This window comes from Bombilactobacillus sp. ESL1094, assembly GCF_058107425.1.
In genome coordinates, this window is record NZ_JBYLUM010000001.1 from 1,550,270 (window position 1) to 1,564,782 (window position 14,513).

Annotated in this window: 16 protein-coding genes; 15 read left to right on the forward strand and 1 reads right to left on the reverse strand. The window is 37.6% G+C overall.

Annotation, left to right across the window (positions count from 1 at the left end; all coding sequences use genetic code 11):
• Window positions 1–19: 19 nt before the first annotated feature.
• The 9 genes from AC3B5S_RS07345 to AC3B5S_RS07385 all read left to right on the forward strand — a co-directional run bounded on the left by AC3B5S_RS07345 (window position 20) and on the right by AC3B5S_RS07385 (window position 7,039).
• Complete coding sequence (locus tag AC3B5S_RS07345; protein WP_489790291.1) at window positions 20–667, forward strand: JAB domain-containing protein; 648 nt, start codon at window positions 20–22, stop codon at window positions 665–667.
• A 98-nt stretch (window positions 668–765) separates the two neighbouring features.
• A complete protein-coding gene (locus AC3B5S_RS07350; RefSeq protein ID WP_489758052.1) occupies window positions 766–1,758 on the forward strand; it encodes a rod shape-determining protein in 993 nt (330 codons plus the stop codon).
• A gap of 42 nt (window positions 1,759–1,800) precedes the next feature.
• A complete protein-coding gene (gene mreC / locus AC3B5S_RS07355) occupies window positions 1,801–2,652 on the forward strand; it encodes a rod shape-determining protein MreC (RefSeq protein ID WP_489757809.1) in 852 nt (283 codons plus the stop codon).
• The gene (gene mreD, locus AC3B5S_RS07360) at window positions 2,645–3,181 is read left to right on the forward strand and encodes a rod shape-determining protein MreD (protein WP_489769697.1); all 537 of its coding nucleotides are present in this window, start codon (window positions 2,645–2,647) and stop codon (window positions 3,179–3,181) included. The genes mreC and mreD overlap by 8 nt, the downstream gene beginning before the upstream one ends.
• Window positions 3,182–3,200: 19 nt before the next feature.
• Window positions 3,201–3,863, forward strand: coding sequence for a septum site-determining protein MinC (locus AC3B5S_RS07365; protein WP_489757811.1), 663 nt, complete (start codon window positions 3,201–3,203; stop codon window positions 3,861–3,863).
• 10 nt (window positions 3,864–3,873) lie between these two features.
• On the forward strand, window positions 3,874–4,698 hold the full coding sequence (gene minD / locus AC3B5S_RS07370; RefSeq protein WP_489757812.1) for a septum site-determining protein MinD: 825 nt from the start codon (window positions 3,874–3,876) through the stop codon (window positions 4,696–4,698).
• 271 nt (window positions 4,699–4,969) lie between these two features.
• The gene (locus tag AC3B5S_RS07375; RefSeq protein WP_489757813.1) at window positions 4,970–5,611 is read left to right on the forward strand and encodes an amino acid ABC transporter permease; all 642 of its coding nucleotides are present in this window, start codon (window positions 4,970–4,972) and stop codon (window positions 5,609–5,611) included.
• Entirely contained in the window at window positions 5,604–6,248 is a 645-nt protein-coding gene (locus tag AC3B5S_RS07380) for an amino acid ABC transporter ATP-binding protein (RefSeq protein WP_489790292.1), read from the forward strand. The genes AC3B5S_RS07375 and AC3B5S_RS07380 overlap by 8 nt, the downstream gene beginning before the upstream one ends.
• Window positions 6,245–7,039, forward strand: a complete 795-nt coding sequence (locus AC3B5S_RS07385; protein ID WP_489790293.1) for an amino acid ABC transporter substrate-binding protein — start codon at window positions 6,245–6,247, stop codon at window positions 7,037–7,039. Before AC3B5S_RS07380 ends, AC3B5S_RS07385 begins: the two co-directional genes overlap by 4 nt.
• A 61-nt stretch (window positions 7,040–7,100) precedes the next feature.
• Here the strand turns inward: AC3B5S_RS07385 and AC3B5S_RS07390 are convergent, their stop codons facing one another.
• Window positions 7,101–7,214: a DUF4044 domain-containing protein gene (locus tag AC3B5S_RS07390; RefSeq protein WP_489757816.1), complete on the reverse strand. Its 114-nt coding sequence runs from the start codon at window positions 7,212–7,214 to the stop codon at window positions 7,101–7,103.
• Window positions 7,215–7,548: 334 nt separating this feature from the next.
• Between AC3B5S_RS07390 and rsmH the strand changes: the two genes are divergently transcribed.
• Genes rsmH through murG form a run of 6 tightly spaced genes read left to right on the forward strand, consistent with a single transcriptional unit; the run spans window position 7,549 to window position 14,509 of the window.
• Window positions 7,549–8,496 carry a 16S rRNA (cytosine(1402)-N(4))-methyltransferase RsmH gene (gene rsmH, locus AC3B5S_RS07395; RefSeq protein ID WP_489758053.1) on the forward strand — a complete coding sequence of 316 codons (948 nt, stop codon included), beginning with the start codon at window positions 7,549–7,551 and terminating at the stop codon, window positions 8,494–8,496.
• A gap of 26 nt (window positions 8,497–8,522) precedes the next feature.
• Window positions 8,523–8,891, forward strand: coding sequence for a cell division protein FtsL (gene ftsL, locus AC3B5S_RS07400; RefSeq protein WP_489757817.1), 369 nt, complete (start codon window positions 8,523–8,525; stop codon window positions 8,889–8,891).
• A complete protein-coding gene (locus AC3B5S_RS07405) occupies window positions 8,888–11,056 on the forward strand; it encodes a penicillin-binding transpeptidase domain-containing protein (protein ID WP_489769698.1) in 2,169 nt (722 codons plus the stop codon). The genes ftsL and AC3B5S_RS07405 overlap by 4 nt, the downstream gene beginning before the upstream one ends.
• 15 nt (window positions 11,057–11,071) lie before the next feature.
• Entirely contained in the window at window positions 11,072–12,037 is a 966-nt protein-coding gene (gene mraY / locus AC3B5S_RS07410) for a phospho-N-acetylmuramoyl-pentapeptide-transferase (protein WP_489757819.1), read from the forward strand.
• Window positions 12,038–12,047: 10 nt separating this feature from the next.
• Window positions 12,048–13,397, forward strand: a complete 1,350-nt coding sequence (gene murD / locus AC3B5S_RS07415) for a UDP-N-acetylmuramoyl-L-alanine--D-glutamate ligase (protein ID WP_489790294.1) — start codon at window positions 12,048–12,050, stop codon at window positions 13,395–13,397.
• A gap of 11 nt (window positions 13,398–13,408) precedes the next feature.
• Window positions 13,409–14,509: an undecaprenyldiphospho-muramoylpentapeptide beta-N-acetylglucosaminyltransferase gene (gene murG, locus AC3B5S_RS07420; RefSeq protein WP_489790295.1), complete on the forward strand. Its 1,101-nt coding sequence runs from the start codon at window positions 13,409–13,411 to the stop codon at window positions 14,507–14,509.
• Window positions 14,510–14,513: the final 4 nt, after the last annotated feature.

The following is a 14,513-nucleotide window of genomic DNA, read 5'->3' on the forward strand; positions in this document are numbered from 1 at the left end:
TTATTTTGAGGTGAAGAAAATGAACTTAGAGCAACGACTCGCGCAATGCGGTGGTCAAAACTTAACCTTATCACAATTATTGGTCAGGCTGTTAGCTGATGACACTAATCAACAAACAGTGCAACATTTTGTGCAAATGGTGGCTTTTGAAAGTAATGATTTTAAAAATCTCGCGGTATTAGATAATTTTACTGATTTTAAATGGCGCCAATTTGATTCGAATTTAATTATTCAATTTCAAATTCTTTGGGAAACAGCCCAACGTTTGGTAGCCCAGCAGCAGTTAGTTTTGGGAGAAAAAATAACGATCGCACAATTAGCGCAGCATTTATTAACGAAATGGCGTCAATTACAACATGAAGAGTTAATCGGCTATTTTTTTAATAATCAAAGCCAGTTGTTATTAGAAAAAATTATTTTTAGAGGTTCATTACAACAAGCAGCTGCGCAACCGCGCGAAATTTTACGATTTGCTTTACAACTACCTTGCAGTCAATTGTTAATTGCGCATAAGCATCCGAGTGGTAATCTCCAGCCATCTACCGCGGACATTATTTTTACACAAAGATTACAAAATTGTAGTAACTTGTTGGGAATTAAATTGCTGGATCATTTGATTATTGGCGACGATCAATTTAGCAGTTTTCAACGACTAGAATTATTGTAAAGATAATGCAATAAATATTTTTGAATTAAATTTTTGTATGATATACTTTAATAGATAGACTAAGTACTGTTATTTAAGGAGATAGTGTTTTGTTTGGAATGCGGTCACGAAAAGTAGGTATAGATTTAGGAACTGCGAATACAATTGTTTATGTTGATGGGCAAGGAATTGTTTTGCGTGAGCCCTCAGTAGTTGCCAAGAAGACGGCAACTGGTGAAATCGTTGCTGTAGGTGCTGAAGCTAGAGCAATGATTGGCAGAACTCCCGGAAGTATTAAAGCCATTCGGCCGATGAAAGATGGAGTTATTGCAGATTATGATACAACTGCAGCCATGATGAAGTACTTTTTGGATAAAGCAGTAGGCAATACCAAACCTGATGTGATGGTTTGTGTCCCTAGCGGCGTCACTGAAGTAGAAAAACGAGCAGTTATTGAAGCTACACAAAATGCTGGTGCTCAGGAAGCTTATCTAATTGAAGAACCGTTTGCTGCAGCCATTGGTGCTGGTTTACCAGTTATGGATCCAACCGGTAGCATGGTGGTCGATATTGGTGGTGGAACCACTGATGTGGCAACTATTTCTTTAGGTGGCATTGTGTCGAGTCGTTCTATTCGGATGGCTGGTGATAAATTTGATGAGTCCATCATTGCATATGTTCGTAAACAATTCAGTTTGTTAATTGGCGAACGGACTGCTGAACAACTCAAGATTGAAATTGGTTCAGCTTCATTACAGAGTGCAGAACAATTGGGAGACACGAGCATTCGAGGACGTGATTTAGTCAGTGGTTTGCCGAAGACCGTTGACTTGTCAGCAATTGATGTGGCGACCGCGATTCATGAAGACATTGAAGAAATTGTGACAGCTATTAAAGAAACTTTGGAAGCTACTTCTCCAGAAATTGCCGCAGATATTATTGACCATGGCATTGTTTTAACCGGTGGCGGCGCTTTATTAAAGAATTTGGCGGATGTTATTTCGGATTCGACGAAAGTTCCCGTTTTTGTGGCACAGGATCCTTTGGATTGTGTGGCTATTGGAACTGGTGAATCACTGAAAAATCTGGAAGTAATGAAGCGTAATAAATAATAGGTGGGGCAGCCCACTTTTTTAATTATCTGGAGGTTTGCAATGCGAAACTTTTTTTCTAATAAAAAGTTGATTATCATCATGTTAGTAGTCATTGCCACCTTCGGCATGATTGCTGCTTCAGTGACTTTTAGTGATCGTAAGTCACAACCATCAGTCATCCATCAGTTAGGAAATGATACAATTGGTGTTGTTGGTAATGTGATAGCTTATCCTGCTAATACGGTACGGAGTTGGGGAAGCGAAATCAGTGATTTAACAAAGACGTATCAAGAAAATCGGCATTTGAAAAAACAAATTGATGATTTAGCACAAACGAAAGCACAAAATAGTGTTTTAAAAAAAGAAAATCAAGATTTAAAAAAGCAAGTTAAATTGAATAAGACGTTAACTGATTACCATCAGATATCGGCTGCTGTGACAGCAAGATCACCTAATGAATGGCAAAACTATTTAATTATTAATAAAGGTTCGATTGCTGGTTTGAAAAAAAATATGCCGGTGATGTCCGGATCTGGCTTGGTTGGGCGAATTATTGAAGTTAATCGGACTAACTCCAAGGTTAGTTTAATTTCCACTGACAAATCATTAAGTAATAAATTTGCGGTCGAAATTGTCAAACCACATGGTAATGATGCGAGCGGAATTATTGGGCGTTACGATAAGGACAATAATTTGCTAGTTATGACCAATGTCACTTCTACTAAAGGCATTAAAACCGGTCAACAAGTGGTTACTTCTGGTCTGGGTGGTTTGACCCCTCGTGGTTTGTTTGTTGGTAAGGTAGTTGCCATGAAAAAGGATGATTATGGCTTAGTTTCTTCAGTTTATGTGAAACCAGCAACAGATTTAAATAACTTTACGATTGTGACGGTTATTAGTCGAGATGTTTAAACAGATTGATTTGAGAAATAAGACTACTAAATATATTTTGCAAGTACTGTTATTATTAGTCGGCTTTTTTTTGGACGGCTTGTTAAAGCAATTTTTTGCAGTCTTTAATTTACCGTCTTTTCAAGTTTCAGTGCAGATCTTACTCATCATTATTGTTATGATGATTTTACGCGATCAACAAGTGGACAGTCACTTGTTTTGGTATACTCTAATTTTAGGAATTGTTTATGATTCTTATTATTCACATATTTTTGGTTTGTACACTATTGTGTTACCACTAGTGGGTTGGTTGACTAATAAGATTCGGAAATTTGTGCCGAAAACGCTTGTTTTTGAATGGTGTATTTACTTTATCAGTTTGACGGTTTCTTTAATTTATTTATTTTTGATTGGTAATTTTTTAAGTTTAATTACAGTAGACATTGCGCATTTTGTCACTGATTGGTTAGGTCCAACATTGTTAGTTAATTCCATCTTCTTTGTCATTTTGTATTATCCTTTGACCAAAGTTTTAGACTGGTTGATGTAAAATAAGTGGGGAGATTAGTATGAAGAGTGCAGTTTTGAAGGGAAAAGGTCAAACTTATTTCTTAGAAATTATTGACGGTAGTGATTTTTCAGAAGCTTTAATCCAGGTACAGGAGTTATTAAAGCAAATTCAAACGCAGACTCCCACGCAACAATCGCTAGATCTAACGGTCGATACTCAAACTCGGTGGTTAAATTTACAACAAAAAAAAGATTTAAAAGCGGTGATTGCGCAGTTTCCAGTATTTAAGTTACAGCAAATTATCAGTCAGGTGATTCCTAAAAGTGTTGTACAACAACATTTGCTTCAAGGACAATTGAAATTAGAAACGCGGATTATCCGTTCTGGACAAATTATGAATTACCCGGGAAATGTGTTGTTATTAGGTGACGTCCATGCAGGCGCACAAATTCGCGCTGCTGGTAGTGTTTTTGCAATCGGTTCTATTGAAGGAATTGTGTGTGCGGGTTATCCAAATAATGATACAGCTGTGGTCGTGGGTGATATGACGCATGCTAGTCAAGTTCGAATTTGTGATTTGATTCAAATTGTGTCGGATATTGATGATGCGAAGTTTGATGCTAAGTCTTTTTTCTATGTCAACGATTTGCATTCGTTAACAACAGCTTCACTTGATCAATTATTGAAGATTAGACCACAAATGGAAATTATTTTAAATTAGGGGGAGTTTGATGGGAACGTCAATTGTTGTCACTTCCGGTAAGGGCGGTGTCGGTAAAACTACAACTAGTGCTAATTTAAGTTTAGCTTTAGTACAAGCCGGTAAGCGAGTTTGCGCGGTAGATTTGGATGTTGGTTTGCGTAATCTTGATGCTATTTTAGGATTAAGTAATCGGATTATTTATGATTTGGATGACGTGTTGAATGATCGCGTTAACTTGATGCAGGCGTTGGTTCAACATCCCGATCATCCTCAAGATTTTTCGTTATTGGCTGCTTCACAAAATGTTGGACAGTCTAGTTTAAATATCTCCAAAATTAAAACTATTATTACTGAATTAAAACAAAATTTTGATTTTGTTATCTTGGATTGTCCTGCAGGAATTGAAACGGGTTTTAAAGCTGCGGTGGCGGTAGCTGATAGTGCAATTTTGGTCACGACCCCGGAGGTGGCAGCGGTTAGTGATGCTGATCGGGTGGTCGGTTTATTGGAGCAATCTAATTTAACTTACGGACTGCATTTAGTTATTAATCGAATTCGCTTACAGATGATTAAAAATGGTAAGTCTATGGATATTCAAAGTATCGTAAACCGCTTGTCAATTCCTTTAATTGGTGTTATCATCGATGATGATGAAGTAATCGCTACTTCTAATCAAGGTCAATCAATATTGCAGGAGAAGCTTGATAATCCAGCGGCCGTTGGTTATCAGAATTTGGCTCACCGGATTCTCGGTGATCAAATTCCATTAAATGAGATTAGTCTTAATCAAGAACAAGCAACTGCTAAAAAAGACGGTTTTTGGCGACGAGTATTTCATCATAATGAAAAATAAAATATTTAATTATGCGACAATGAACAAGATAGATATGTGCGCTAATTTAGAGAAGCTGTGGTTGGTGCAAACAGTTATTAGTGACAGCATAGAACACACTTGTGAGTCAAAAGGTTTAAAGCCCGTTCGGTTTAGCATCCGTTATTTTGTGCAGTTTATAACTGCCTAAGTTGTCAAATGTGAGTTTGGCAAAAAATGGGGTGGCACCGCGGAAAATTTCGTCCTCTTGAGTTTTTTAACTCAAGGGGATTTTTTAGTTGAAGGAGAAATTATGAAATATATTGGAGAAATTTTACCATCATTATTGAGTGGCACCAAAGTAACCGTGGAGTTATTCATTGGGACTTTAATCTGTTCGATTATTCTCGGAATTATTGTCGCTTTAGGGTTACGAAGTCGTTGGCATTTGTTACGTTGGATTTTAGATGCTTACGTTTGGCTGATGCGGGGCACGCCATTATTGCTCCAATTAATCTTTATTTTTTATGGATTACCAACGATTGGCATTGTTTTTGAACGGATGACAGCCGCTTTCGTAGCTTTTATTTTAAATTATACAGCTTATTTTGCTGAAATTTTTCGTGGGGGGTTGCAGGCGGTTAGTCAAGATCAGCGTGAAGCAACAGCCTTATTAGGATTATCGTCATGGCAAAGTTTTCGCTTTGTGATCTTGCCACAAGTAGTCAAAATCGTCTTACCATCCATGGGTAATGAAGTTATTAACTTGATCAAAGATTCGTCATTAGTTTATGTATTAGGAATTGGTGATTTATTACGGGCAGGTAATGTGGCCACAGCGCGTGACGTCACGTTGGTCCCCTTAATTTTAGTTGGTATTATTTATTTAATTATGACAGGGGTTTTGACATTAATACAAAATTGGATTGAACGGAGATTTTCATACTATGAATAGACAACCGAAATTACAACTGAAACAAATTACTAAAACTTTTGGCGATAAATTAGTTTTAGACAATATTAACTTACAAGTATTGCCCGGACAAATACTATCAATTGTCGGTCCCAGTGGGGTTGGTAAAACCACGTTATTAAGAACTATTCTGGGATTGGAAAGTGTAGATCACGGCGAGTTCTTCTTGGACGGACAGCCGTTTACACCGCAAGATCATAGTCAAAATAACGTGGGGGTTGTCTTTCAAGATTATCGACTATTTCCTAATTTAAGTGTTTTGGATAATTTACTACTGGCCCCCATTCAAGTTCAAAAACGCTCGAAACAACAAGCTCTGCAAAAAGCTCAAGAGTTGTTAGATTTATTACAAATCGCACCGCAAGCTAAGCTTTATCCGTTTCAATTGTCCGGAGGTCAGAAACAACGAGTAGCAATTGCCCGAGCTTTAATTTTAGAACCCAAAATTTTATGTTACGATGAACCGACGAGCGCACTGGACGCACAGAATCGGCAACAAGTCACTAACTTATTACGCAAATTTCAGGCCGACCAAATGACGCAACTAGTTGTGACGCACGATTTAGATTTTGCTCAGCAAGTTTCTGATCAAACATTTGAGTTGAGGACAAGCAAATGAAAAAAATTTGTAAATATTTAATTTTATTAAGCTTGTTAGTATTTGTTGGCGGGTGTCAGCAAAACACGCACCGGATTGGTAGTAGTAATAATACATTAATTGTGGGCTTGGATGATTCTTATGTACCTATGGGATTTGTGAAAAAGTCGGGCCAATTAACTGGCTTTGACGTTGATCTGGCCAAATTAGTTGGCAAAACCATTCATCGAAAAATTATTTTTCAACCGATTGACTGGTCCATGAAAGAAACGGAATTACGCAACGGAACGATTGATTTAATCTGGAATGGTTATACTAAAACGCCGCAACGTGCTAAGAAAGTTGCCTTTTCACGGCCGTATTTAAAAGATGAACAAGTTATCGTTGTCAAAAAGGCTTCAGGGGTTCACCAAATTAAGCAATTAACGGGAAAAACTTTAGGAACCCAATCTGGCTCAGTGGGTTATTCCGATTTAATGCAGCAACCGCGTTTATTGAAGAATAAAATTAAAAATCAAACGCCGGTTTTGTATGATAATATCGAAAATGGTTTTTTGGATTTAAAAGCAGGACGAATTCAGGGCTTTTTATTTGATCGGGTGTTTGCTGAATACTATTTAGCCCATACTAAAAATGCACAGCAATTTCAAATTTTGGATACGCCGTTTCCCACTGAAAGTTTTGCAGTTGGGATGCGTAAACAAGATACGCAGACGCAGCATTTGATTAATTCAACATTGCGGAAATTAAAAATCAATGGTCAATTGAAAAAATTGAGCGAGAAATGGTTTCAACAAGATATTTCTGAGTAAACTTGTAGTAATATAAAAAAGGATGAAGTTTATACGACCTCATCCTTTTCTTCTGGTCAGTTTAGAAACCACCCATGACAGCAGGAATTACTACACCAGCGATGGTTACAATAATCATGGCCCAAACAAAAATCTGCGTAATTATAGTAAAAACACTTTTCTTTTTTTTCTTCAAAAAACTTCACCTGAAATCTTTCATATTGGAATTATCTTACTTGAATCTTCAGAAAAAAGCAACTATCACTAATCATGAACATATGTTCAAGCTATTAGCGATAGTTTTTTGACAAAAAAGACTAAATTAGAATATTTTTTACTGATTAGTGGTGCTAAAAGTGAGATTGTGGTAACATTCATACAGAGAAGTGGGACCAATATACCTACTTTTAATAGTAGTGAGTTATTTTTTTACAGATAATTTGTGACAAAATTATTTTTAATTAAATGATTGTTCGGTTTATCTTTAATGTAGAATCTTACTTTTATATTAATAATTATTTTTAGGTGGTATTATGTTCCAACATAAAACAGTGCTTTTAAATCCGACTGTCGATGCTTTACAAGTTCATGATGGTGGTGTTTATATTGATGCCACTTTTGGTCGTGGCGGTCACACACGTTATTTATTAAGTCAGGGTCATCATTTAACAGTGATTGCTTTTGATCGTGATCAAGAAGCTATTTTAGCAGGTCAAGCTTTACGTCAAACAACCAATGAAGAAACTGATAATCATTTAGAATTAGTGATGGCTAATTTTGCGGATTTAAAAGAGCAGCTAGCAGCGTTAGGTATTACGACGGTCGATGGGATCTTATATGATTTGGGGGTCTCTTCACCACAGTTTGACGATCCTCAACGTGGCTTTAGTTATCGCTACGATGCGCGATTAGATATGCGGATGGATCAAAGCCAAGAATTAGATGCTTATCAAATTGTTAATACTTATTCAGCTGCTCAGCTAGCAAACATTTTTCAACGTTACGGTGATGAACGTTTTGCTAAGCGCATTGCCCAGGCAATTACTCGGCAGCGTTTAAACCAACCAATCACAACGACCTTTGAATTAGTTGATTTAATCGAAGCTTGTTTGCCAGCGCCAGCACGTCGAAAAATGAAGAAGCATCCTGCTAAAAAAGTTTTTCAGGCTTTACGAATTGCGGTTAATGATGAGTTAGCATCGTTAGATCAATCTTTAGAAGCGGCGATTGATTTGTTAAAATTAAACGGTTTTCTGAGTGTCATTACTTTTCAATCATTAGAGGACAAAATTGTGAAACAGGTTTTTCGGCGTCACAGTGAAGTTAATGTTCCACGCGATTTACCGGTTATTCCTCCAGAAATGCAACCAGAATTGAAAGTTATTACCAGAAAGCCGATTTTACCTAGTTCAACTGAAATTGAACAAAACCACCGTGCTCATAGTGCGCATTTACGAGTAGCTCAAAAGATTAAATAAACAAGATTAGGAATCGAGATAGTTGAATGGAACCCAATACTGTACGTCAATTAGACTCTTTAACTGAAACTAAAACTCAAACTAATAAAGTACAAACAGCTGTAGAATTAAACACTAAAAGTGTGCCTTTTTCCGGGTTTGAAAAAAGTTTGGTTTGTTTAATTGGCTTAATCGTAATTATCATGATGTATGGTTTGGTTCATTTACGAACACAGACAATTGTTCAGCAGCATCATGCCCAGGACCTGGCTGAACAAACCCAAAAAGTATTAAATTCGAACACAGATTTACATCAAGAAATTATTGAGTTAAGTAATTCAGGTCGACTGTTAAAGATTGCTCAAAAACACAATTTACAGTTACATTCTGATAATATTAGGAATATTTCTAAATGAGTCAAAAGTTTAATTCTAATAATGACAAAATCAATATCAGCAAGGCAAGACGTGATCGAAGAATTATCGGCCGATTCTTCCTTCTTGTTATTGCCTTATTTTTTATAGTTTGCTTGGTGCGGTTTAGTTACATCGCACTGAGTGGGCATGTCGGTAGTGTTGACTTAACACGGCGCACAGAGCAAAAATACCGCCATAAAAGAGTTCTATCATCTAAGCGGGGCAATATTTATGCGGATGATGGTTCTAAGATTGCTTATAGTGATCAATCGTACGAATTATTTGTCGTTTTGGATCATACATATAAAGGAGCTGGTGGTAAACCTCTATATGTTCAAAACAAAAAACATACGGCTCAGGTTTTGAGTCAGTATATTCCACTGAGTCAGAAAAAAATCTTACAAATCTTGCACCCCCAAAACCGGCATGTGTTTCAAGTGGAATTTGGTTTAGCGGGTCAAAAGATTAGTTTGAGTGTTAAAAAAGCAATTGAGAAACACCATCTCCCGGGGGTTTATTTTGATGCAGTACCGGATAGATCATATCCTAACGGCACTTTTGCGTCTAATACGATTGGTTTAGCACAGGTTGGTCGTCACGCTCAGCGCGCCAAAGATCAAGGCCTAATGGGATTAGAAAGTTTTTATGATAAGATTTTACAAGGTAAAAATGGCTATGAGGTTCGTTATACTGATCCTGAAGGTTATACACTGCCACAAACGCATAAGAAAACAGTGCTGCCAGTGCAAGGGGATAACGTCTATACGACGATTGATGTTAATTATCAACACTATTTAGAACAGTTACTGACCAAGGTTTATCAAGAATATCGGCCTCAATCCATGCAGGCTATTGTGACCGATCCTAAAACAGGACATATTTTAGCTATTTCACAGCGACCGACTTTTGATCCCCAAACTCAGAATAATCTGATGCATTCTTGGCGAAATATTAATTTACAAGATAGCTATGAGCCAGGATCAGTTTTTAAAGTTTTGACTTTGGCAGCTTCTATTAACTCACATCATTACAATCCTAATCAATATTATCGTTCCGGGGCAATCACTATTGGCGGACGAACTATCCATGATTGGAATACCAGTGGGTGGGGCGAGATCCCTTTTAATCAAGCTTTTCCACGTTCGAGTAATGTCGGAATGGTTGCTTTGGAGCAACAAATGGGTGCGAAAACTTGGCTAAAATATATGCATAAATTTAAAATTGGCCAGTTAACGCATGTTAATTTGCCTGGTGAAGTAGCTGGTCAAATTAATTTTCAGCATGCTTCTGATCAAGCCATTACTGCTTTTGGTCAAAGTGTTTCGGTGACCGGCATGCAAATGGTGCAAGCTTTGGGCGCAATTGGTAATCATGGCAAAATGATGCAGCCCCAACTAGTTAGTCGCATTGAAAATCCCAATAACGGTTCTGTTCAAACGATTAAACCCAAACAAGTTGGACAGCCAGTGACGGACCAAACGACTAAACAGGTTCTAGCTGCAATGCGCGAAGTGGTCCAAGATAGTTACGGCACGGGCACAGTTTATAAAATTCCTGGTCAAGATGTTGCAGTTAAAACGGGGACAGCACAAATTTCGGGGACTAACGGCTATTTAACTGGCAGTAATGATTATCTATATTCGGTGGCTGGCTTAGCACCGGCCAAATCACCTAAGTATTTAGTTTATATTACGATGGAGAAACCGAGTGTGATGACTAAGGCTCCTGAACAAATGTTGTCTGAAGTCTTTAATCCGATGATGCAACGATTGTTAGGAACCGGTAAAATAGAAAATGTACAATCGGATAATACTGCAATTACGATGCCTGAATTATCCAATCAAAATTTAACTACGGTGCAACAAGCGCTACAAAAGCAACAGTTAAAGGTTGGTATTGTCGGCACCGGTTCCAAGGTAGTACAACAGTTGCCGAGTGCTAAAGCAGCTGTGACACCTGATCAACGTGTCATTTTGTTAACCAATGGCGCAATGACTATGCCTGATGTTCATGGTTGGTCGAAAAACGATTTATTAAAATTAGCCGATATTACTGGTAAAAAGATCGTGATTAAAGGTCAAGGTTATGCGGTGCGGCAAAGTGTGCCACCGCAGGCAGTGTTGAATAGTGTGAAGGAAGTAGTTATTCATCTGAAACAAAAATAAAGCGAGGATTGAGAAATGAATTTGGGTAAAATGATAATCCCATTAATTAGCAGTTTAATTTTGGTAGTAATTTTTATGCCACTATTTATCAAGGTGATGTTGTCTAATCGTGAAGGTCAACAAATCCGTGAAGAAGGTCCTAGTTGGCAAGAATATAAAGCCGGTACCCCGACAATGGGAGGCGTGATCTTTTTATTGGCGATGGTGCTGACTAATATTTGGGTTGGAACATGGTTGGAATTATTTACTAATTCCTTGATGCTGATTAGTTTAATGCTCCTACTGTTTGGCTTAATTGGTTTTTTAGATGATTTTATTAAATTAAAAAATCATCGTAATTTAGGTTTATTGGCTTGGCAAAAATCCTTATTACAGCTGTTATTTGCAATAGTTTTTTGCGGACTCTATCTTTACTATCAATTACCAACAGATTTACAATTTTTTGGTTATATTTTTCATTCTCTGATTATTTATGTAATTTTTATGCTAGTTTGGTTGGTTGGCTTTTCTAATGCAGTTAATTTAACGGACGGTTTGGATGGCTTAGTAACTGGATTAACGATCATTGCTTATTTGACTTATGCTTATATTGCATACAAACAAACTAACTTTGATGTTGTTGTAGCTTGTTTAAGTGTTGTTGGCGCAATGATTGGCTTTATGATTTTTAACCATAAACCGGCTAAAATTTTTATGGGCGATGTTGGTTCCTTAGCTTTAGGTGCTGGCTTAGCAGCTGTTTCTTTGGTGTTAGGAATACCGTGGTCGTTATTGTGGATTGGAATTGTATTTGTTGTGGAAACGGCGAGTGTGATGATCCAAGTAGCTGTGTTTAAAACAACAGGGCATCGAGTGTTTAAGATGTCGCCAATTCATCATCATTTTGAAATGTTAGGCTGGTCAGAATGGAAAGTTGTGTTAGTTTTTTGGGCAGTTGGTCTATTGGCAGCATTAAGTTATATAATCATATTTGTGAGTTAAGGAGGACTTAATGAAAGAGATTAATGATTATCAAGGTCAAAAAGTGCTAATTTTGGGTTTGGCCAAAAGTGGTTTTAATGCAGCATTATTACTAAACAAATTAGGTGCAACTTTAACTATTAATGATCAACAAGACAGTTCGGAAGCCCAACAATTACGGGATCGAGGACTGAAAGTGCTTACGGGTAGTAATCCAGTTTCATTACTTGAGCAGGATTTTGATTTGATTGTTAAAAATCCGGGTATTTCGTATGAATTACCTTTAGTCAAGGCGGCAATGGAACGCAATATTCCTATTATTACAGAACCGGAACTGGCTTACGAAGTCTCGTCAGCACCTTTTGTGGGAGTAACTGGAACTAATGGTAAAACCACAACGACGACTTTAATTCAGTTAATTTTAGACCAAGAACGGGCAGCGGGACACGCTTATAAAGCAGGTAATATTGGCATCCCTGTTTCGCAGGTTGTGCAACAAGCAACTCCTGTTGACGATATTGTAGTTGAATTGTCCAGTTTTCAATTATTAGGCACTACCAAGTTACGTCCGAAGATTGCGGTACTGAACAATATTTATGAAGCACATTTGGATTACCATAAAACGCGAGAGAATTATGTGCGGGCCAAAATGAAAATTACACAAAATCAAACTGCAGACGATTACTTTGTGGTGAATTTTGATCAAGAAAAATGGCGAACTTTAAGCCAGCAAACCCAAGCACAGGTAGTGCCTTTTTCACGGTTGGACGTTAGTGAACAAGGAGCTTATCAAAAAGGGCAGACACTCTATTTCCGACAAGAAGCAATCATTGATGTTGATCAAATTGTTCTACCCGGACAACATAACATTGAAAATTGTTTAGCAGCGATTGCTGTGGCTAAGTTAATGGGTAAATCGAATCAAGCTATTAAACAAGTTTTAACTACTTTTCAAGGGGTTAAGCATCGGATTCAGTTTGTTAAACAATTACATGGTCGTAAAATTTATAATGATTCTAAAGCAACTAATATTGAAGCAACCATTGTGGCATTGCAAGCTTTTAAGCAACCATTAGTTTTAATTGCCGGTGGATTAGATCGCGGTTTTGAATTTGATGACTTAGTTGAACAATTACGTCATGTCAAAGCTATTGTGTTATACGGTCAGACGAAATATTTAATGCAAAAGGCCGCACAAAAGGCGGGAGTCGCAACTATTAAACTAGTTGATAATTTAGATGAAGCGGTACCTTTAGCTTATCAATTAACGGCACCAGGGGATGTTTTGTTATTATCACCGGCAGCTGCTAGTTGGGATCAATTTGCAACTTTTGAACAACGTGGCGATCAATTTATCAGTGATGTTGAAAAACTGAATTAGGATGGTTAATTATGAGAATAATTGTATCTGGTGGCGGAACTGGTGGACATATTTATCCAGCTTTAGCTTTAATTAAGCGATTGAAAGAACGACATTTAGTGAGCGAAGTTTTGTACGTCGGCACTGAGGCAGGCTTAGAGCAAAAAATTATTACGCAAGAAAACATTCCGTTTCAAACTTTGCGTCTGCAAGGTTTCAAGCGTAAATTGTCCTGGCAGAATGTTCAAACTTTATGGCTATTTGCTAAAAGTATTCAGCAAGCTAAAAAAATTGTTACTGATTTTCAACCAGATATTGTAGTAGGGACTGGGGGCTACGTTTCTAGTGCAATTGTGTTAGCCGCCCACTTAAAAAAAATTCCGACGGTCATCCATGAACAAAATTCAGTGGCTGGTCTAACTAATAAATTTTTGGGGCATTTTGTGGATCGGATTGCGTATGCTTTTCAGGATGTGGTAGGACAATTTAAGGAAAAATCTAAATTAGTATTTACGGGTAATCCTCGGGCACAAGAAGTAGCTAAGTTGCAACCTAATCAACGCTTACAAGAATTTGGTTTGGATCCAAAACAACCTACTGTTATGATTTTTGGTGGTAGTCGTGGGGCTCGTCCAATCAATGAAGCAGTAGTTGCTAGCTGGGATTATTTCAGTCAAGCAGCATTTCAAGTTTTATTTGTAACTGGTCAAGTACATTATGATAAGGTACGTTCGCAGTTGCCACAGCAACTGGCCGCCAATGTGCAAGTAGTTGCTTATATTGATGATATGCCAGCTATTTTACCTGATTTAGCGTTGATCGTTGGGCGCAGTGGTGCGACCTCCATTGCTGAATTAACAGCTTTAGGAATTCCAGCGATTTTTATTCCTAGTCCTTATGTCACTAACGATCACCAAACTAAGAATGCCCAATCATTGGTCAAAGAACATGCCGCTTTGTTGTTGCCTGAATCAGAATTGACCGCTGCTAGTTTGGAACAATTGTTGACTAAAACAGTAAATGATTCCCAACTATTACACCAAATGTCCATGCATGCCCGCCAATTGGGGGTAGCTGATGCTAGTGATCGGTTAATTCAGGTCTTATTAGACTTGATTACTACTGAGAAGTAGATTG

What these genes read in the sequence shown, in the direction of transcription:
- AC3B5S_RS07345 (WP_489790291.1), top strand. Translation starts at nt 20, where the DNA reads ATGAACTTAGAGCAACGACTCGCGCAATGCGGTGGTCAAAACTTAACC.
- AC3B5S_RS07350 (WP_489758052.1), top strand. Translation starts at nt 766, where the DNA reads ATGCGGTCACGAAAAGTAGGTATAGATTTAGGAACTGCGAATACAATT.
- mreC (WP_489757809.1), top strand. Translation starts at nt 1,801, where the DNA reads ATGCGAAACTTTTTTTCTAATAAAAAGTTGATTATCATCATGTTAGTA.
- mreD (WP_489769697.1), top strand. Translation starts at nt 2,645, where the DNA reads ATGTTTAAACAGATTGATTTGAGAAATAAGACTACTAAATATATTTTG.
- AC3B5S_RS07365 (WP_489757811.1), top strand. Translation starts at nt 3,201, where the DNA reads ATGAAGAGTGCAGTTTTGAAGGGAAAAGGTCAAACTTATTTCTTAGAA.
- minD (WP_489757812.1), top strand. Translation starts at nt 3,874, where the DNA reads ATGGGAACGTCAATTGTTGTCACTTCCGGTAAGGGCGGTGTCGGTAAA.
- AC3B5S_RS07375 (WP_489757813.1), top strand. Translation starts at nt 4,970, where the DNA reads ATGAAATATATTGGAGAAATTTTACCATCATTATTGAGTGGCACCAAA.
- AC3B5S_RS07380 (WP_489790292.1), top strand. Translation starts at nt 5,604, where the DNA reads ATGAATAGACAACCGAAATTACAACTGAAACAAATTACTAAAACTTTT.
- AC3B5S_RS07385 (WP_489790293.1), top strand. Translation starts at nt 6,245, where the DNA reads ATGAAAAAAATTTGTAAATATTTAATTTTATTAAGCTTGTTAGTATTT.
- ftsL (WP_489757817.1), top strand. Translation starts at nt 8,523, where the DNA reads ATGGAACCCAATACTGTACGTCAATTAGACTCTTTAACTGAAACTAAA.
- AC3B5S_RS07405 (WP_489769698.1), top strand. Translation starts at nt 8,888, where the DNA reads ATGAGTCAAAAGTTTAATTCTAATAATGACAAAATCAATATCAGCAAG.
- mraY (WP_489757819.1), top strand. Translation starts at nt 11,072, where the DNA reads ATGAATTTGGGTAAAATGATAATCCCATTAATTAGCAGTTTAATTTTG.
- murD (WP_489790294.1), top strand. Translation starts at nt 12,048, where the DNA reads ATGAAAGAGATTAATGATTATCAAGGTCAAAAAGTGCTAATTTTGGGT.
- murG (WP_489790295.1), top strand. Translation starts at nt 13,409, where the DNA reads ATGAGAATAATTGTATCTGGTGGCGGAACTGGTGGACATATTTATCCA.